The sequence below is a fragment of the Pediococcus damnosus genome (genome assembly GCF_001437255.1).
Taxonomy (GTDB): domain Bacteria; phylum Bacillota; class Bacilli; order Lactobacillales; family Lactobacillaceae; genus Pediococcus; species Pediococcus damnosus.
Genome location: NZ_JQBD01000032.1, coordinates 1 through 19806 on the forward strand (window position 1 = coordinate 1; position 19806 = coordinate 19806).

Below are 19806 nucleotides of genomic sequence, written 5' to 3' on the forward strand. Positions count from 1 at the left end.
CATACTTGACTTATCACCACAAGGCTTAAATCATTTAATCCGATGTTTTTCTGAACACCTTTATTGTTATACGAAATCATAACGGTTGCAACCGCTTTCTTAATGTTACCGTTAACACTTTTCTTTTATCTATTTTCAATAATTACAGGATTTTGATTTATTTGTATAACCCCATGCTTCACTTTCACGTCTGAGCCGTCTATTAGATTAGTATATAAACCATCTTCAAGTTTTACTTTTGCTACACCACTTTGACTTTTTAAAGAAAAAATACCAATCCTAACTTCCTTTTTTTGTGAGAATTGAACTTGAACAATATCGTTTTGCTGGCTTGTCAATTCATACTTACCAGCAACTTGTATTCTATCCTGCTTCAACTCATGCATTTTTTTAATTAAACCAGAAAAATCCAAGTTAGTATTCCAATGGATTTTATCATCCTCAAATAATGACGGTGTATGCTTTACTCCATATTCTTGCCCGGCATAAACTAACATCGCACCCTTCTGAAACTCAGAGAATGCTGTCCAATTCAATAAATCATTTTCATTTTGAATAAGTTGATGTGCTCTTAAATTGTCATGATTTTCTAAATCACGCATTTTTATATAATTATATGGATATGCAACGTCCTGCCGATTCAACACGTTCACATAATCAGCCAATGTCGATTTTCCTGACAAATAATCATGCCAATCCTGATCAATATCGTAGTCATAGGCCATATCAAAGGCCCGATAGATCTCACCATCCGATGAAATCCAGAATCCTTTGCTACGAATTTCACGAATATAATCTCCACCCGTTGATTCTGCTAACCAAACTGTATCAGGATTAGTTTTGGCAACTTCTTTACGGGCTTCCAGCCAAAATGGCAAAGGTACTTGTGGGGCTACGTCACAACGAAAACCATCCACAATTTTCGCGTACTGTTTTAAAGTTTCAATCTGATAACTCCATAAATCATGATTACTATAATCAAGCTCCGCCACATCAGACCACTCAGGATTTTTGTTATACAACTTTCCAGTCTCATCATGTAAGAACCACTCTGGATGGTCTTTTAATAAAACTGAATCTCGCGACGTATGATTGTAAACAATATCAATCATCAGTTTCATACCGGATTGATGAATTTGATCTGCTAAATGCACTAAATCATCCCAAGTTCCTAACGCCGGATCCACTTTTCGATAATCTTGAATTGCGTATGGTGACCCTAATTTCCCTTTGCGAGCCACTTTGCCAATCGGATTAATCGGTAACAACCAAATAAAATCTGTCCCTAAAGCTTTAATTCTGGGAAGATCCTTCTCTAATGCTTTCAACGTTCCTTCTTGCGTGTGATTTCTCACAAAAACACTATAAATTTGTAATTTGCGTAAATCTACACTTGTTTCATCTGCCATTTGCTAACTCCTCCTGTTTGCTTTGTTATTTCTCCGTCAACACAATACTGCCGCCTGCATCCATCGTTACAACGTTATCAACCAACGAATTCGCCTTGTTAGATAAAATTGTATGAATAATTTTAATTGTTGGAATATGATAGGTTACTGATTTATCTCCTAAATTAACAACCACAAATCCTTTTATCCCATCAAGCTCGCGCTTGTAAGCATAAACGTCCCTTTCCGTATCCAATAACACATAACTGCCTTCAGAAAACAAAGGAAGTTTTTTAATTTTCAATACCGCTTGGTAAAAAGCCAGCAGTCCTTCGCTATCAGCGATAGAACTTTCGGCCGTGACTGCATTATGATCGGCCCAATTCCACGGATGATGGTTTGAAAAACCAACGTATTTCCCAACTTGCCATTGAAATGGTCCACGAGCCGTCATTTCATCCTGTTGATTTAACAACTGCAGAATTTCTTCATCAGGATAATCAAGATTTTGCAATAATTGAATTAAGTCCAATGCCCGCTGATCATGAAAATCCTTCAGTTTCTTATACTTTAAGTTGCGCATACCAATTTCTTCACCATAATAAATAATTGGAATTCCTCGTTGCAAATACATGACAACCGCTAAAGCTTTAGGCATATCCAGATTGTCTTCACTAATATTCAAACGATCCAAAACTCTACTAATATCATGATTCCCCCAGGTTAAAGCTGGTAAACTAATATTTTTTAGCACCGCTTCCCAAACTGAAAAAGTATCTTTCAGTTTTTCAGCATCTAACTGACGAGGTTGAAAGAATTTGGGAATTTGCGGATCTTTCGTTGGATAGATTTCCCCATAGTTGTCAGAAGTTACCACCATGTCGCACCCAGGCTGATCTGGACGCGTATATTCAGCTGCCTGATAGGCATCTGCCGAAGAAGCCTCTCCAAGAAAAAATGCATCTGGATGATCATTTTTAACAAGCTTAATAAAGTTTTGTAAATTAGTTTTTACATTAGGTAAGTTCGCATAAAGTGACGAATCAATTGGAAATTTTTCATCTTGATTAAGAATGTTTTGTTCAAAATTAGCCTTAGCAATATGAATGAATGCATCCAGCCGAAAGCCATCCACACCCTTATCGATCCAAAAATTAGCAATATCTGCCATTGATTTACGGACTTCGGGATTTTCCCAATTCAAATCAGGCATCTTTTTATCAAATAAATGACAATAATATTGCGAACCACCGTTTGGATCTGGTTCCCACATGCTACCGCCAAAAAACGATCCCAAATTGTTTGGTCGTTTGCCATTATTCTCGCCCCAAATATAATAATCGCGGAAAATACTTTCTTTATTTTTTACAGCATCTTGAAACCACGGATGCTGGTCCGACGTATCATTGATTGGCAAATCCAATATCAAATACATGTTACGTTTATGGATTTCAGTAACCATTTGTTGAAAATCATCTATATTTCCAAGTATGGGATCAATTGCAAAATAATTTGAAACATCATATCCATTGTCAATTTGAGGCGAAACGAAAATCGGATTTAACCAAATTGTATTTGCCCCTAACTGTTGAACATAATCCAGTTTTTCCGTAATCCCAGGCAAATCACCCACACCATCATTATTAGAATCTTTAAAACTTTTCGGATAAATCTGATAAATCACTGCCTTTTCATACCACTCACCCATCACAATCTCTTCTTTCTGAAAGCCTTTTCATTAACAGCATAAAAAATAAGCCTCACAATTGCAAGGCCCATTGGCAATGTTATCGATAACATTATTTTGAACTGTCTCGAACGGTGCCACCCATACTAATTTTGGGTTCAAACATGAGTGACCCATCCTTATCAATATGATTGACAATTTTATTAAGCAATTTTTCACCACAAGCCATTCCCATCTCAACGATAGACTGTTTAACCGTTGTAATCCGAGGAAAGGCCACCTGGTTCAAAAATACGCCATCAAATCCAGTTACCCCATAATCTACGGGAATTAGTCCTCCACAACTTTCAATACCGCGCTCTGCTCCAAGTGCAAGCCGATCAGACGCGCAGATAAAACAAGTGTCGGGACCGAAATCATCCCAGTTCTCAATAATAAATTGTTGAGAAAGATGACTATGATTATCAAATCGATGGATTTCAGATACCATTTGATTCTCTTGAATCAGCTGCAGATAGCCAGCTTCTCGTGAATACTCAAATGATTCATGACTATCCATCCCAATAAAAATAAGTCGCTTGTACCCTCGTTTGACAGCTAATTCAGAGATCATAAAAGTTCCAGCCTTATTATTTGTATCCACATAATCAAAGCCAAAACGATTTTCGCCAAATATCACGACCGGTTTCTTTAAATTGCCAATCCAATCAAAATCTTTTTTACGCATGCCAGTCACTACGTACCCATCACATTTTCCAATATCAAAGTTTTGGCGGGTAACCAACTGTAATGAATATTGCTGGGCATCCAATGCACGCGCAATTCCGATCATTAAATTCATATAATAAGGTTCCGTCGTATCAATATCCTCGAGTACACAAAACTTAATAATCTGAGTACTATTATTCACGAGCGCTTTTGCAGCCATGTTAGGATGATAATCTACCTCATGCATCGCTTGATAAACGAGTTGCTTCAAATCATTCGTAACTTTATCGGGGTGATTGATTACTCGTGATACCGTCATTTTTGAAACATTAGCTAATTTTGCGACATCATTTAAAGTTGCTATTAAACTTCTCTCCTCACCGAGTAATTCATATGTATTCATGATCATTATACCAAGTAAGCCCTTGCAAAACCGCTTTATTTTATGTAATTTCTTATTTTCACGTAACTACTTCATATAATAGGAAAAAATGTGCTACACTTTTCAGAGACCTTAGTGGCTTATTTTTTATAGAAGCAGGTCCACAATTGACTTAAAATCATTAATTGAAAGAAGTGTAATCTCATTTTGAAAAAAATATTAGTTATTAATGCCGGAAGCTCATCATTAAAATGGCAACTTTTTAACATCGACGATCTGTCTCTTATTAACAAAGGTGTCATGGAACGGATGAACACACCGGAAGCTATTTTCACAATTGTGCGCAACGGCGAAGACTTTACACAACAAATCAGCAATTTAACTTACAAGCAGGGTATTGAGCTTTTGTTTGATCAACTTAAACATCTCCACTTAATCGATGCTGTTTCCGAAATTGCGGCGGTCGGTCACCGAGTGGTTGTGGGTGCAACAATTTTTAAACATCCTACTCAAATCACTTCAGATAACATTGGTAAACTAAAAGCGCTCAACAAATACGCACCCCTTCACAATCCAGTTCAAGTTGAGTGTATTGAAACCCTCATGGATGTGCTGCCAGACACCACGCCACAAATTGCGGTTTTTGACAGTCAATTCTATCTGAATATGCCTGAAGAAACTGCTCTTTATGCGATTCCGTATGACTACTCCAAAAAATATCATATTCGTAAATATGGTGAACACGGTATCAGTCATGAGTACGTGTTGCACGAAACGGCAAATTTTCTCAAGAAAGACTATCATGACTTAAAACTAGTCACCTTGCATCTAGGCGGTGGTGCTTCAATCACAGCCAGCCAAGATGGCAAACCATTTGATACTTCAATGGGCTTCACACCTCTCGAAGGTCTTCCAATGGGCACGCGATCTGGCTCTGTTGATCCAGCGGTTGTCCCATTCTTAATGAACGAGCTGCATATGACCGCCGACCAAATTATCGACATCTTCAATAAAAAATCTGGTCTCTTAGGTGTTTCCGGAATTTCAGCTGACATGCGCGATATTGTTTCAAATTCAGCAACCAATCCACGGGCAAAACTGGCTTATGATATGTTTATCAATTCAGCCGTTAAATATATTGGCGGCTATTTCACCGAAATGGGCGGCTTAGATGTTATCACCTTTACAGCCGGCATTGGTGAGCATCAGGCTTCTCTCCGAACAGATGTAATTAATCGCTTAGCTGTTTTGGGGATTAAACTTGATGAAAATCGTAATCAGAATGGTAAGGGCCCTCGCGTTATTAGCTCAGACGATTCTTCTGTACAAGTATTAATGATCCCTACAAATGAAGAATTAGCCATCGCTAGATCTGTTAAGAAATTAACAAATGAACCAAAGGGTGAATAGTTTTAGTATCATCTGAATATTGCCTTTTCGGTAAATTTAAAAAAGCGCGAAAAATAAAAAATGACAAACTGTTATTTAAAAATATCAGTTTGTCATTTTTTCATTTTTTAACAACTTTAGCAGATTTTAGTAAATAGTTTCCACAATAGGTAAACGCTGCTGCCCCAGCAATCCCAATCCAAAACTTATCAGAAAAATCACCTTGACGAATTTGGTTAATCACGACACCAATTAAACCAAGAATAATTAAAGCATCTAATACTAATAAAATAATCGTCCAAATCTTCATAACCTTCGCCTCTTATGCCTATTCTTCTTCATTTTCTAATGATACGCTTTCTTGCTGCTCATCCACTTTCCGCAAATCTCGCATCGTTTTGGTAAATGACACGATCAAAACGGCAACGGAAGCCAGCCAAGCAAGTGGGCTTGCAAAACAGGCCCCAATAAAACCGAACTGAGGCACCAATACAACCCCAACAAATATTCGCGAGACCAGTTCTGCCACGCCAGCCATTGTCGGCGCAAAGCTTCGTCCTAATCCCTGCAAAGCATATCGTACCACAAAAAGAATAGAGAGTAAGAAATAACTTGTACTGACAACCAAGAAATAAGTGTGTGCCAGATGAGTAACTTGAGGCGCCGAATTCCCAATAAAGAGGTTCACTAACGCATGACTATTCAGAATAATCACAGCGGCAATCACAATACTAAACGATACCGTTGCAATCAAGCATTGGCGAATTCCCACCAAAATTCGGTCATAATTTTTCGCACCATAATTTTGAGCCGTAAAAGTGGCCATCGTAATTCCCAATGAGACCATCGGTTGCGTAGCTAGAGAGTCAATTTTACCAGCTGCCGTATAGGCCGCAATTGAATTTGGCCCTAATTGATTCAATGAAACCTGTAAAATAATGGAACCAATCGAAATAATTGAAGATTGAAATCCCATCGGCATACCAAGTTTCAGCTCGCTTTTAATCATTTCTTTATCAATTTTCATATCTTCCCGACTTAAACTTAATTCGGGAATTTGTCGCCTGATATACAGTATACATAAAACACAAGAAAGTAGCTGAGCAGTAACAGTTGCAATTCCAGCCCCAGCAATTCCCATATGCAGTCCGATAACTAAGACAATATCTAAAACAACGTTAGTAATTGCCGCAACAATCAAAAAGAAGAGCGGTGCTTGACTATTACCTAAAGAACGCAGCATATTTGCAAACAAGTTATAAAACATCGTAACCGATAAGCCCATAAACATAATCCCAATAAATGTTTCGGCGCCATCTAACAGAACTTTAGGTGTTTGCATAAGGACTAATAATGGCCGGGCCAACGAAACTCCGATTATGGTAAGGACGATACTCATTGTTATGCAAATCCAAATACTACTCGCAAAACTGCGCTTTACACTTCTGAGATCACCATTTCCAAACTCCTGTGCGGTTAAGATCGAGAGTCCAACCGTCATTCCTTGCGCAAACCCGATAATCAATCCACTTAATCCAGAGGTTGCACCAACGGCGGCCAGTGCATTTACACCAACCGCACGCCCCACGATTAGAGTGTCCGATAACGTATAAATTTGTTGGAAAATATTTCCCAAAAATAATGGAATACTAAAGACAATAATTCCTTTGATTGGATTACCCTTAGTAAGTGAATATTCCATTTTACGCCTCCTTAAAACCATCTTTTTTGATTTTAAATCAATTTCTGAAATTATCAATTAAGTTTATATTATAACTAGTCGCCCCCTAATTACAAAGAATAGAACTACCTTTTTTAGTTTATCCACAAACCGAAGTTATCTATTAAATCGTGTTTCAGAATTACAAAAGAAAATTACTCATGGATATTGTTACTTTTAATGTATAACACGAACTATTTTTACAATTAAAAACATCAAATTACGTGTTTTGAGTAGATTTCTTCTTTGAAATCGTTTATGCTATACGTACATCATAAGAAAAGAGGAAAATCATGTCAAAATTTTTCGAATTGGAAAAGAACGGTACCACTGTTTCTACAGAAATCACTGCCGGAATTACGACTTTCTTCGCGATGTCATATATTTTATTTTTGAACCCGCAAATCCTTAGTCAAACTGGAATGCCGGCTCAAGCTGTGTTTTTAGCCATGATTATTGCTTCTGTCACAGGTACCCTTATTATGGGACTCTTTGCTAATGTGCCTTATGCATTGGCACCTGGGGTAGGTTTACAAGCCTTCTTTACATATACCGTCGTCATGTCACTTGGCTTTACATGGCAAGAAGGCCTGGCTCTCGTGTTCTTCTGTGGGGTGATCAATATCGTGATTACCATTACCAAACTTCGGAAAATGCTAATTACAGCCATTCCCAACACCATTCAACTTGCAATCAGTGGCGGGATTGGTGTTTTCATTGCTTATCTAGGTTTAAAGAATGCTAACATCCTTCAATTTTCTAGTGATTCAAGCAGCATTGTTTCCATTAACGGCCAAGCCTATAACTCAGCCGTTACTCATTTTACACATGGGGTTACTAGCGTTGTCACAGGTGGTGGCATTACCCCGTCAATGACTTTGTTTAACAATCCAAGTGTTGTCCTGGCCCTTATTGGAATTACCTTAACCATCATATTACAAATCAAAAAAGTTCCAGCAAGTATTTTAATCGGAATTATTGCCACAACCATCATTGGAATTCCAATGGGCGTCACAAATTTACATATTTCAGATGCTAATTCCCTCGCAAACTCAATCGGTGCCTTGAAAACAACTTTCTTGGCGGCTTTCTCCTCTAAAGGAATGGGGTCGCTATTCAGCGATAGTCATCGTCTTATCCTAGTCTTTATGACGATTCTTTCTTTTAGTTTGTCAGATATTTTTGATTCACTTGGCACCTTTATCGGAACGGGCCGGCGCACCGGAATTTTCTCAGCAGAGGATGAAAAAGATCTCGAAGCTAAGCCGGGCCTTTCCTCAAAACTAGATCGCGCATTGTTTGCGGACTCCATTGCTACTGGAGTTGGTTCCCTATTCGGAACTTCGAACATTACAACTTACGTAGAAAGCTCAGCTGGAATTGGTGCCGGTGGTCGGACCGGTTTAACAAGTGTTACAGTAGCCGTTTTGTTCTTGCTAAGTAGCTTTGCGTCTCCATTGCTCTCAATCATCCCCAATGCTGCCATCGCCCCAGCATTGATCATTGTCGGCATCATGATGATGAGCTCTTTTCAGGACATTAATTGGAATAGCTTTGAAGAAGCAGTTCCTGCATTCACGGCATCCATCTTTATGGCGTTTTGCTACAACATTACGTACGGAATTGCCGCTGGCTTCATTTTCTACTGCATCGTCAAAACTGTCACTGGAAAGGCCAAGGAAGTGCACCCATTGATTTGGATTGTATCTGCACTCTTTATCCTCAACTTTACCGTATTGGCCATCGCTTAAATATTAAATCTCATAAATAAAAAAGCTCGTTCAGCAATTAAGGAAAGTTACGTTTCCAATTGCTGAACGAGCTTTTTAAGTTAGTTTGAAAAGTGTCTAAAAGACACGTTTTAAATCAGTTTTTATTTTAGTACCAGCCGTTTGCTTGCCAGAAGGATTGGGCAGCTGACCATGAACCGTAACGTGATGCTACGTATGAGTTAGCAACCTTTTCTTGGTTAGCAGCTGAGTAATCACCATGCAAGTATGATGAGCTCAATTGATATTTACCAATGTACTGACCGTTAGTAGCTGAGTATGAACCGCCTGATTCTTTGTTAGCAATCCATGCCTTAGCTGATGCGTCGCTACCACTTGTTGTAGATGTAGTAGTCTTGCTTGCGGTATTTGAACTTTGTGTGTTTGTTGACTGACTCTGTGTTGAACTTTGAGTAGTCTTTGGTTGTGATTGTTGTGTCGAAACAGAACTGCTTTGTGTGCTTTGTGGCTGTGTTTGTTGTGTTGATGCAGAACTGCTTTGTGTACTTTGGTGTTGGTGTGTTATTTTGTGTGCTAGCAGCTGGTGCAGCTTGTGGCTGTGCTGCTGCCTTAGTTGTGCCATCGCTAATTACTAATTTTTGACCTACGTAGATTACGTCGGCATTTGAAATATTATTTGTGCTTGCCAAGCTTTGGTAATTTGTATCTTGTTTAAATGCGTATTCAATGCTTGAAAGTGTGTCGCCAGACTTAACCGTATATGTTTCGTCGGCGCTTGCTGCTGTTGTTAAAGCAAGTGTGCCCAAAGTAATAGTTGAAAGAAATGCTACTGTATATTTCGTAAATTTATTTAGTTTCATGTAAGTAAATTCTCCTCTTATTTTTTGCCATTTGTTAACCAACGTTTGCTATATTACAGCCTTGAGTTTTCAAGGGGGGGTTCACGAATATATCTATTTTGCTATTTTTGTAATCTTTTGTAACCTTATTTCAATGAAAAACGCTTTCTACCCCATGGTTGAGCATTTCTTTACCTTCAATTGCATTACAAGATAAAACAAAAACAACCCATAAAATGGATTGTTTTAAATTGAGTTTAAAAAACTCGGATTAAATTTTCGGTTTTTCGGCTTAGTACCAGCCGTTTGCTTGCCAGAATGATTTAGCAGCTGACCATGAACCGTAACGTGAAGATACGTATGAGTTAGCAACCTTTTCTTGGTTAGCAGCTGAATAATCACCATGTAAGTATGAAGAACTTAATTGGTATTTACCAACATATTGGCCGTTTGTAGCTGTATATGAACCGCCTGATTCTTTGTTAGCAATCCATGCTTTAGCTGATGAATCACCGCCATTTGTTGTAGATGTAGTAGTCTTGCTTGCTGTATTTGAGCTTTGTGAACTTGCTGTGTTTGTGTTAGCACTTTGTGTCTTTGCTGATGAGTTTTGAGTTGTTGAAGCGATGCTCTTAACAGCTGGAGTTGATTTAACTTCGCTCTTTGTAGCAACCTTAACTTCGCCATCACTCTTGATTAATAATTTTTGACCAACATAGATCAAGTTAACATTTTTAATTTTGTTTGCTGTTGCTAATGCTGAATAATCATTATTTTTGTTTAAATCGTATGCAATACCTGAAAGTGTATCGCCAGATTTAACAGTGTAAACTGAATCAGCATGTGCTGCTGCAGTAATTACAGTTGAACCCAAAGTAACTGTTGATAATAATGCTACTGAAAATTTTGTGATTTTGCTTCTTAATGTCATAAATATATACCCCTCGTTTGTTTAAGTTTTTGTTTGTTATTTAATTTATGTGTATCATACTACCCTCCGTTTTTTACAAAAGTATTTCAAAAAGATATCGATTTAGGGTATTTCTGAAATATACTGTAATTCAATAACTGGATAACCGCCGTGAATCCCGTTGTTATCAAATTGCTTAAATGACAAAATTGCTTCTAAAATAATTAAAAAATTGAATTTTTTTAGAGATCCCCCCTCTTTTGATCATTTATTTACTATATTTACCGGGATTTACGGCAAAATTCATTCCAAATTAGACAAAAAAATAGCGTAGATTTTCTCAAAATGAGATTTCCACACTACTTCCAACTAATTGCTAAAGGTTGAAAACACAAAACTTACTTTTAAAAGTAATCCCACAACATTGGCGATTCTGAGTGCAAAGCATTGCCTAAATTATGAATTGAATCAAGGCTTCCAGTAATGGCACCAGTTCGTTTCAAATAGTCTAATTGTCGATAGCCCATGAATGCCTTTGTCAAATTTTGAACATTCAAATGAATATCCGCCATATTTTGCTCATTGTTACTAAGTTTTTCAAAGTTTATCCCGTTCACGTTAACTTTCAGACGCCAAATTCCATTATTTTGTGGAATTAGTTCATCTTTAACAGCTAACCGTACTGTTTTTACTTTCTGCATAAACGGGTAATCTGCAACAAATTTTTGTAGGTCAATAATTCGGGCCATCATATAAGGACGAATTCGAACATCTACGGTATCTGGATTTGCCATCACATCTGGATAGCCCTTTGGATCACCATTTGCATACTCAAATTTGGCAAACATTGACTCATGTTGGCATATAAAACGTTGCAAATACTGATAACTAAGTTGATTAGTATACATAAGTTCTTGGATTTTAAACGTATCACCTGAAGGCTCATAGATCACATACCCAGAAGCGTTTTTATCATCTTCCAAATAAACGCCTACTTGCCATTGTGGATGTTTCAAACACAGATAGTTCCACCACCAAGGATCACGTTTTACCCCACCATTACGGCTCTGTTCATTGTTCTCATAAACTTCATCAATCAACGCAATTGCATCAGCAAGTGGCAACCTTATAAAAGTCCCACGCTCTTCAGATAGTTTAACTCGGGGCAAATCAGTGTTTTTAATTTGATAAATAGCACGATCAAACACTTCTTCATAACCAAATCGCCGATAAAAATCATAAGAGAAAGGTGCCAGATAAGAAAGTGAAACTCCATCGTCTCGCATGTCCGCAAAAGCTTGCCGCATTAAATCCGTGATGGCACCATGCCCACCAAATTCAGGATAGCTCATGACATCCCCAATTCCATTCATCTTATAAGTAACCCCATGAAAATTAATCTGAAATGGAATGCTTAACATCCCACTACTTAATTTATTTCGATGGTGAATCCCATAGGCCTGTGAGTGTTTGTAACGATTATCAAAAAATGCTCGTCGCTCTTCACTATCTTGATTATTGAACGCATATAAATAAAGATGATAGAATTCATCCAAATCTTTTTCACTTAGTTTCACAACCTCATTCATTACTAGCACCTCCACATTTATTTTTTCACTTTATCACGAATCTTTGCAATATAAAAACCAAATCCGGCAAACATTACGATTCCCACAACGTCGATCAAGCTCTGTTGTGAAATAAAAGTGGTGGGCAAAAGTGTAGTGATTACCACTAATAATCCAATGATAACCGCACCAATAATTCCTAATAAAATAATCTTTCCTGGTTTCATAATTTATTTTTCCTTCTATATTAATACTAATTATGCAGCAACTTTAGCTGTTTCCTTTTCAACCATCTGTTTTTCAGCTACTTTAAAGAATGGATAGTAGGCAGCTGCAGCAATTACCAATTCGACTGCGGACCAAACACCAGCTCGCCAATCCCAACCAGTTGCCATTAAGGGACCGATAATTGGTGGCATTGTCCATGGCACCATTGTAACAGCTGGTCTTACCAAGTGAAGCGCCATTAATCCATAAGTTCCCACCGCAAGAATCTGGGGAAGCAACACGAAAGGAATCAACGTAATTGGGTTCATGACAACTGGAAATCCAAAGATAACAGGTTCATTAATTTCAAATAGGGCACTTGGAAAAGCAACTTTTCCTAATTCCCGATACGTTTTACTCTTGGAAGAAAGCATCCAGAACACCAACATAATTGTGGCACCAGTTCCACCAACGTTTACAAAAAGACTGGAAAAACCAGTTGAGGTGATGTATGGAATTGGCTGATGATGCGCCCATGCAATCCCATTAGCCGTTACAAACTGAAGAAAAATAGGATCTGCAATTCCTTCCAGAGTCATATCCCCATGAATACCACCGACCCAGAGTAGACTAACTAATAGTGTATAGAACATAATTCCTGGCAAACTGTTCATTGCAAACAGTAAAGGATGGAAGATATCTTGAATAAAAACATTAATATCGAAGTGAAGTGGTACCCGAATGGTCCAGAATAAGAGTAGAACAACAAATCCTGGTACTAGAGCGCTGAATGAATGGCTGACCGCATCAGGGACCCCATCTGGTAATTTAATAACTAGATTACGTTTAACAAAGAAATTTAAAATTAAAACAGATGCAAAAGCACAAATAATAGCAGTAAATAACCCAGTTGAAGCAAAGTTGGCCGTGTCTAATACGTACTTATCATTGAAAGAAACAATCACAAAGGCCATCGTCGCCAATCCAGCCCCATTAATTGCATCAAGGTCAAGATTCTTAGCCAGTTCATAACCAATTCCAATGACTGACAGCAATGAAATAATCCCAAACGATCCATTTACAGCAACCCCAATGGCCCCCATATATGGTTTCATAAAGGCTGTCCAAGCCGGAATTGGAATATTTCCGATAATCAAGAATACAGAACCACTAATAACTGCCGGTAACGTCATAACTAACCCGTTACGAATCGAAACCAGATACTTATTGTTCCCAACCTTTGCTAAAGGCGGCATCAAAACATTTTGAATCCAATCCATAAACTTCTTCAAAATAATCACCCTCCCATAAATTAATTACAATATCAGTATAAGTTCTCCATTTGTAAATGTAAACCTTTTCATAAGAAAATTCTCTAATTATTAGTAATATTCATTATATTGCGAGTGTATTCTGATAAATATATTCGTTTTCATAATAGGTATAGACCTTTTAGCCCGCTTAAGTATTTTCTCTAATCCTCTCCGTTCTACTGCTCAGCAACCCGATTTATGTTATTTGGCTTTTATCCTAAAGCATTTTCAATTTGCGTTTACTACGTGCCTACGCACTTTATCCCGTTTTTTATTAATTAATTTTTCTATATGCTAATTAATGATCAAGGGCCCTTGGATCTTATCTTACGAGGAGATTCAAGAATTGGAAAAACAAACTATTCAAGCAGGATTCAACTTTTTATTTCAGGATAACAACGAAAAAATTATCCACGGTGCCGCCAAACGGTTACACATTTCGCGCATGCAAACCGATTATGATGACTTTATTCAAGAAGGTTACTTAGCCTTTGTTCAGGCTTATGCTCGGTACCCAGCCTCTGTTGAGGATCATCCTCAAAAATTCCGTGTTTTTGCTTATCAGGCCGTCTACTGGCGCTTATTAGATTTACTTCGTCAAACGTCCAGACTTGCCGAGAAAATTCAATTTGATCAAGAATCAATAAATGCCCAAATTCAATCAACGAACGATTTGGCTTTTGAATCTGTTTATAATGATCAATTGTTTCAAGAGCTCTACCACTGCTGTACCCATGCTGAACAAAATTTTTTAATTGATTGTTATGTTCTTCATTTAAAGAACGGAGAAATCGCTGATAAACACCACGTTTCGCGACAGTGTGTTTCTAACTTACGCCGAAGTGTTGGCAACAAGGCTCTAGCCTGTATATCAAAAAATAGGCGCTAATCTAAAGGCTGAAAGTACAGAGCTTCACCTAATTACCTGGTACAAAAGAGTTAATAACAAGCAAATTAGTTTAAATGCCGTCTTCCAGCAACGCCTAGTTATGGAATAGTTCTATTTAATTTGCACCGTATGGCAGCCATCTCGACTGATTAGAACCCAAAAAAGTTCGAAACTAAGATAAGATCCCTTATCCTAGTTTCGAACTTTTTTTATTGATTCAATTCTCTAAAAAATTTTAATTAATCCACAATTTTTAGTGTGATCTTTCCACCTGCACGACTGACGATTTCATCAAGTGTTTTGAATGATACGTTAGCACGACCACTTTCCATGCGGGCAATTTGCGATTGGCGTTTGCCAGCCTTTTCAGCTAATTGCGTTTGTGTAAATCCCTTACGCAGGCGAAACTCCACTAACTCTTTAGCAACCTGTATTTTAATTGCTTCTTCTTTTGTCATCTCTTGCTTGATCATCTTGATTCCTCCACTTTGGTTTTAACCATTTATTTATTTTTTAAAAGCATTTAAAACTGACAACGGTGTTTCAAAAATATACTCGGCATCCTGAAAATCGGCTCCCGGAATTGCACCCCATTTTGCATTCCCAAAATCGATTCCGGCTGCATGTGCTGCTTGCATATCATACTGCGCATCTCCAACGTACAAAAACTGATCTTTAGGTACTCCAGGAAATTTGCGCATACCAGCCAAGATTGGTTCAGGATTAGGTTTATGCTCTTTAGTATCCTCTGAAACGATAATTTTGTCACCCTGTTTTGCAAAATTATACTGAGCAACCTGTGTTTGCCATCCATAATGAGTTTTGGAAGTCACAATCCCGATCTGGATATTTCTCTTTTTCAACTCCGCAAAAAGTGGCTCTACTTCGGGAAACTCACGAACTAGATCCTGATGTTTCAAAAATTCTTTTCCATAATCCTTAACCGTTTGTTCTGGATCAGGAGAGCCCAATTTTTGAAAAATTTCAACTGCTGATAATCCCATTAACTTGCGCGTTTCTTTTTCTGTCACCGGAATTGATAGCCGCTTAAAAATGACCTTTACAGTTGCCCAAACAGCTGCATCCGTTTTGAGAAGCGTGTTGTCAACATCAAATAAAATAACTTGATACATGCCTTAAACGCCTCCTCTACTTTTTTAATGAAACAATGCATTATAGCATAAGAAATCGCTTCCCCTCAATGCTACTTTTAAAATTTTATTTTAACAATTTGAATTTTCATCTATCGATCTTATAAATAGACGCTTTTGTCCATTTTTCACAAAAAAAGTAAGCCAAATATTTTTGACTTACCTTAAATCATTTAATTATTTTAGACATTAACTAAGAGATGAAAGTACGAGCTTTACCTAATTACCTGATACAAAAGAATTAGCAACAATTAAATTAGCTTAGATTCCGTTTTCCAGCAATTCGGAGGCGTTTTGGCCTCAGGGGTGAAATTTATCTTAGCGATTTTTGCTTAGATAAAGGTCGAGTTTGAAGACAAGTGACTTGCTTGGCTTCAAATCGTGCCCACCCCGTTCCAGGCCAAGGGAGCTGGAGAACGACAAGTAACTTAATTCTGTTGGGCTAAACTGCTTAATAGCAGTAACTGAAGTTATCTTTGTACTTTCAACCTTTAAACATTAATCTTTTGCGTTTTTCAAACTAAGTTTTCGACTCCGTGCGACAAAGTAATAAATTCCACCAATCACAATTGGATACAGCATTACAATAACGCTTTGGAGAACCATGCCATTACCAACCCCGTTGATGGCATAATTAAACGCGCTCATCGCATGGGTAACTGGTAACAATTCGGAAATTGCGTGATAAACAGTGATGAGCATTGACGTTGGTAGCAGAACTCCGGCTAATTGAACCAACATCAGCACTAGCGAGAATAAGATTCCCGGGGCCCCGAACAAGAGATCAATAACGACACACAGTGCTGTGAAACTGATGGCAGTTACCGCTGCAGCAATCACTAACCCAACTGGATGAATGACAGAAATGTTATCAATTCCGATAAATGCCAGAACTCCTACAACTTGTAACAAGGTCAGTACGAGTAACATATTATTGGAAAGACCAAAGCCACTGTTACGACGACCTTTGCGTCGAGCATATTGACCTAATTGATTCAAGATAGCAGCAATGAAGAGAACCATCGCAATAACTAAAGGTGCAAACATGTTTTTAACAGAACCAACCGACTCTAAAGCTTCATTTTGACTAACTGGATTGACAAAATGATTGACATTTTCGGGCTCTGCATTGACATTTTGAACCTGATTAGCACCATCTGCTAACTTCGTGTTTAATAACCCAATCCCTGAATTAGCAGTTTGGAGACCGTCCTGAACTTGATCAGAACCGGCTGCCAACTGATCAGCACCAGATTTACCTTGTTTAGCACCTGATTCTAATTGTCCAGCCCCACTTGTAAGTTGAGGGCTTGCACTTGTAAGCTTTGTTCCGCCAGCAACTAATTGGTTTGCCCCATTAGATAACCGGTTCACACCACTAATCAATGTTGGAACTTGCCCATTAAGGGTTTGAAGACCAGAGCTTAATTGTTGAGAACCATTGTTCAGTTGTGCTGAGTTGGTATTCAGAGTTGTCAGACCAGTCGTTAATTGACCAGATCCGGATTTCAGTTGACCAACACCACTTACTAAACTTGGTATCTGACTATTTAGACTTGAAAGACCTGTAGATACCTGCCCCGAACCATTTGTTAACTGTGTAACTCCAGACGTGAGACTTGGAACCTGGCCGTTCAATGTACCTAATCCATTTTGAATTTGAGAAGCACCACTCGTTAAACTATTGTTATTGGTCGCTAGTTTTGAAGCACCGTCACTAGCCGAACTAACCCCAGCCGTATATTGTGATACGCCAGTTGTATATCCGGTAACACCTGCAGTCAATGAATTTTTACCGTTCACTTGATCATTCAACTGAGAGATTCCAGCAACAAGTGTTTTGAAATCATTCAAATTGGTATTTAATGTTGGTAACTGTTTGTTGAGTGCGTCCAAAGTTTGAACCGTATTATCACTCATCAAAGGTGAAGATAATAATTCATTTGCCTGGTTAACAACACTGCTTAAACTTGAAATGGCCTCCGTTGTATTGCTATCAACATTAATCTTATTCAATGTCGTTGCCAAACCATTAATTTTATCTTTAGCCCCACTCAAACTTTGCAAACTTGTGCCAGTCGCTGAAACTTCTTTTGCAGAAGCAGCTGCATTAGTGGCACTAGCTTTGGCTTGACCTTTAGCTTCCGTTAATTTGGCCTGATCGGCAGCACTTAACTTAGATGTGTCGATACCGTCTAATAATGTCGCAACCTTTTGACTATCTGTTGCAGAAGTTTGCGCTTTCGTTGCAGCATCTGTCAAAGCACTAGTTGCGCTGTCTAAGCTTGCAAACGAACTGTTAATATCTGCTAAACTACCCTTGGCATTATTTAGTTCAGATAACACACTTCCCAAACCTGAAAGCTGTTTTAAAACAGGCTCTAGGGTCTGCAGCTTCGTTTGTAATTCTTGAGCACTCTTGATCGTTGCAGGGGCATCTTTCAAACTATTCATTGCCGTCGTATCTGCTGATAACATTTGTTGCATATCAGCAATTTTTTGATTAGCTTCCCCAGCGGCAGTGTTTAATTGTGAAACACCTTGAGAAAGATCATTTGCACTTGATAACAATTTTGTAGACCCAGAATTCAATGTATTAGAATTGCCATTCAGTGTACTCAACCCTCTATTTAATGTTGAAACGCCAGTTGTATATGAATTGATTCCTGTCGCTAAATCATTTGAACCGCCACTTAATTGCCCCACACCAGTAGCTAACTCCCCCGTCTTATTCGACAAAGTTTTCAATCCATTTGTAACTTGCGTTGACCCGTTAAATAATTGTGTCACTCCTAATGGTAAGGCCGATGTAGCATTCGATAATTGGGCTAAACCGGTACTGAGTTGACTCGCACCAGTTTGACTTTGGCCAACACCATTTGTGTAGCTGTGCACTCCTGTATTCAATGTTTTACTACCAGTAGCTAATTGTTGAACACCGGAAGCTAAAGGTGCTGTTTGTGATTTCATCTGATTCATACCACTGGCCAACGTTTTATTTCCAGATGCCAAAGTATCCACACCAGCCACATAAGTATTAATGCCATCATTCAATCGTTTTGTACCATCTTCAAACGTAATCATACTTGTAGCTAATGTATGTAAATTACGGTCAACCTTGCCATTACCATCCTTAAGCTGAACAACGCCATTCTTTAGTTTTTTAACGCCATTTGAACCGCTCTTAATTCCGGTACCCAGTTGATTAATGGATGAAAGCAAGGTCTTGTCATAAGACTTTTGAATACTGGATACAACTTCCGTTTTTACCTGTGAAGCAACTTGTTCATTAATAAGCCCGGAAACATAACTATTATGTTTTGATAAATCAATCTTTAAATTACTGGCCTTAGGAGTTTTATCTAACGCCGTTGTAATATTTTCAGAGAAATTTTTAGGAATGGTAATTGTCATCAGATAATGACCATTCTTCAATTCTTTCTTAGCTTTTTTTTCGGAAACGAAGTGCCATTTAACCTGCGTGTTATGACTCAAGTTTTGAATCACCTGTTTACCAGCATCAACCTTTGTATCTTGAAATTTGGCCGATTTGTCTTTATTTACCACCGCCACATTCGTATTGGTAGTATGTTCTTCTTGCGAATTATTGATATATCTAAAAATTACACCCGTTAATAAGATTGGAATTAATAGTGCCAAGATCAAAAAACTCCATCGTTTGGTTCGCGGATTCCAGTTCTTAAAAATCATGTCTTTACCATCTCCTGTTTTATTTCACGTACTTAACTTACTCAACAAAATAAAACTTTAATATTTGTTTAAGCCTAGGTCAAAAACCGAGATATTTTTTAAAATAAATAACTGAAGTCAAAAAAATAGCCCAGGGCCTAATTAGATAAGGCCTTGAACTAGTTTTATTATCAACTTTATTTTTCGGGTCTACACTTTCTGGTATTGGTGAATA

At 38.0% G+C, this 19806-nt stretch carries 15 protein-coding genes and 1 pseudogene; 3 read left to right on the forward strand and 13 right to left on the reverse strand.

Annotated features, from left to right (window positions below; all coding sequences use genetic code 11):
* Positions 1 to 125: 125 nt before the first annotated feature.
* The 3 genes from IV84_RS05410 to IV84_RS05420 form a co-directional block, all read right to left on the reverse strand.
* Complete coding sequence (locus tag IV84_RS05410) at positions 126 to 1409, reverse strand: alpha-amylase family glycosyl hydrolase (protein ID WP_046870640.1); 1284 nt, start codon at positions 1407 to 1409, stop codon at positions 126 to 128.
* Positions 1410 to 1434: 25 nt separating this feature from the next.
* Entirely contained in the window at positions 1435 to 3096 is a 1662-nt protein-coding gene (locus IV84_RS05415) for a glycoside hydrolase family 13 protein (protein ID WP_056986220.1), read from the reverse strand.
* 91 nt (positions 3097 to 3187) lie between these two features.
* Positions 3188 to 4147 (reverse strand): LacI family DNA-binding transcriptional regulator, encoded by a 960-nt coding sequence (locus tag IV84_RS05420; protein WP_056986227.1) that lies wholly within the window; start codon positions 4145 to 4147, stop codon positions 3188 to 3190.
* Between the two features lie 225 nt (positions 4148 to 4372).
* Between IV84_RS05420 and IV84_RS05425 the strand changes: the two genes are divergently transcribed.
* Complete coding sequence (locus IV84_RS05425) at positions 4373 to 5575, forward strand: acetate/propionate family kinase (RefSeq protein WP_056986221.1); 1203 nt, start codon at positions 4373 to 4375, stop codon at positions 5573 to 5575.
* Positions 5576 to 5675: 100 nt separating this feature from the next.
* Here the strand turns inward: IV84_RS05425 and IV84_RS05430 are convergent, their stop codons facing one another.
* Together IV84_RS05430 and IV84_RS05435 are read right to left on the reverse strand one after the other, a co-directional pair.
* Complete coding sequence (locus tag IV84_RS05430) at positions 5676 to 5864, reverse strand: hypothetical protein (protein ID WP_056986222.1); 189 nt, start codon at positions 5862 to 5864, stop codon at positions 5676 to 5678.
* Between the two features lie 18 nt (positions 5865 to 5882).
* Positions 5883 to 7256 carry an MATE family efflux transporter gene (locus IV84_RS05435; protein ID WP_056986223.1) on the reverse strand — a complete coding sequence of 458 codons (1374 nt, stop codon included), beginning with the start codon at positions 7254 to 7256 and terminating at the stop codon, positions 5883 to 5885.
* Positions 7257 to 7567: 311 nt separating this feature from the next.
* Here IV84_RS05435 and IV84_RS05440 point away from each other — a divergent pair, with 311 nt between their 5' ends.
* Positions 7568 to 9025: an NCS2 family permease gene (locus IV84_RS05440; RefSeq protein ID WP_056986224.1), complete on the forward strand. Its 1458-nt coding sequence runs from the start codon at positions 7568 to 7570 to the stop codon at positions 9023 to 9025.
* Positions 9026 to 9152: 127 nt separating this feature from the next.
* Here IV84_RS05440 and apf (IV84_RS05445) read toward each other — a convergent pair.
* From apf (IV84_RS05445) to IV84_RS05465, 5 genes and pseudogenes are all read right to left on the reverse strand, one after another.
* Positions 9153 to 9864: pseudogene (gene apf / locus IV84_RS05445) on the reverse strand (aggregation-promoting factor).
* Positions 9865 to 10135: 271 nt separating this feature from the next.
* The gene (apf, locus tag IV84_RS05450; RefSeq protein ID WP_046870633.1) at positions 10136 to 10774 is read right to left on the reverse strand and encodes an aggregation-promoting factor; all 639 of its coding nucleotides are present in this window, start codon (positions 10772 to 10774) and stop codon (positions 10136 to 10138) included.
* 383 nt (positions 10775 to 11157) lie between these two features.
* Positions 11158 to 12342, reverse strand: coding sequence for a GNAT family N-acetyltransferase (locus IV84_RS05455; RefSeq protein WP_056986225.1), 1185 nt, complete (start codon positions 12340 to 12342; stop codon positions 11158 to 11160).
* Between the two features lie 17 nt (positions 12343 to 12359).
* Positions 12360 to 12548 carry a hypothetical protein gene (locus IV84_RS05460; protein WP_046870631.1) on the reverse strand — a complete coding sequence of 63 codons (189 nt, stop codon included), beginning with the start codon at positions 12546 to 12548 and terminating at the stop codon, positions 12360 to 12362.
* 30 nt (positions 12549 to 12578) lie between these two features.
* Complete coding sequence (locus IV84_RS05465) at positions 12579 to 13829, reverse strand: PTS sugar transporter subunit IIC (RefSeq protein ID WP_226996025.1); 1251 nt, start codon at positions 13827 to 13829, stop codon at positions 12579 to 12581.
* 358 nt (positions 13830 to 14187) lie between these two features.
* Here IV84_RS05465 and IV84_RS05470 point away from each other — a divergent pair, with 358 nt between their 5' ends.
* Positions 14188 to 14730 (forward strand): sigma-70 family RNA polymerase sigma factor, encoded by a 543-nt coding sequence (locus tag IV84_RS05470; RefSeq protein ID WP_052694444.1) that lies wholly within the window; start codon positions 14188 to 14190, stop codon positions 14728 to 14730.
* A 239-nt stretch (positions 14731 to 14969) separates the two neighbouring features.
* Here IV84_RS05470 and IV84_RS05475 read toward each other — a convergent pair whose 3' ends face one another.
* The 3 genes from IV84_RS05475 to IV84_RS05485 form a co-directional block, all read right to left on the reverse strand.
* Positions 14970 to 15203: a helix-turn-helix domain-containing protein gene (locus IV84_RS05475; RefSeq protein WP_046870628.1), complete on the reverse strand. Its 234-nt coding sequence runs from the start codon at positions 15201 to 15203 to the stop codon at positions 14970 to 14972.
* A gap of 33 nt (positions 15204 to 15236) precedes the next feature.
* Positions 15237 to 15863, reverse strand: a complete 627-nt coding sequence (locus IV84_RS05480; RefSeq protein WP_046870627.1) for an HAD family hydrolase — start codon at positions 15861 to 15863, stop codon at positions 15237 to 15239.
* Between the two features lie 516 nt (positions 15864 to 16379).
* Positions 16380 to 19592: a YhgE/Pip family protein gene (locus IV84_RS05485; RefSeq protein ID WP_056986226.1), complete on the reverse strand. Its 3213-nt coding sequence runs from the start codon at positions 19590 to 19592 to the stop codon at positions 16380 to 16382.
* Positions 19593 to 19806 lie beyond the last annotated feature (214 nt).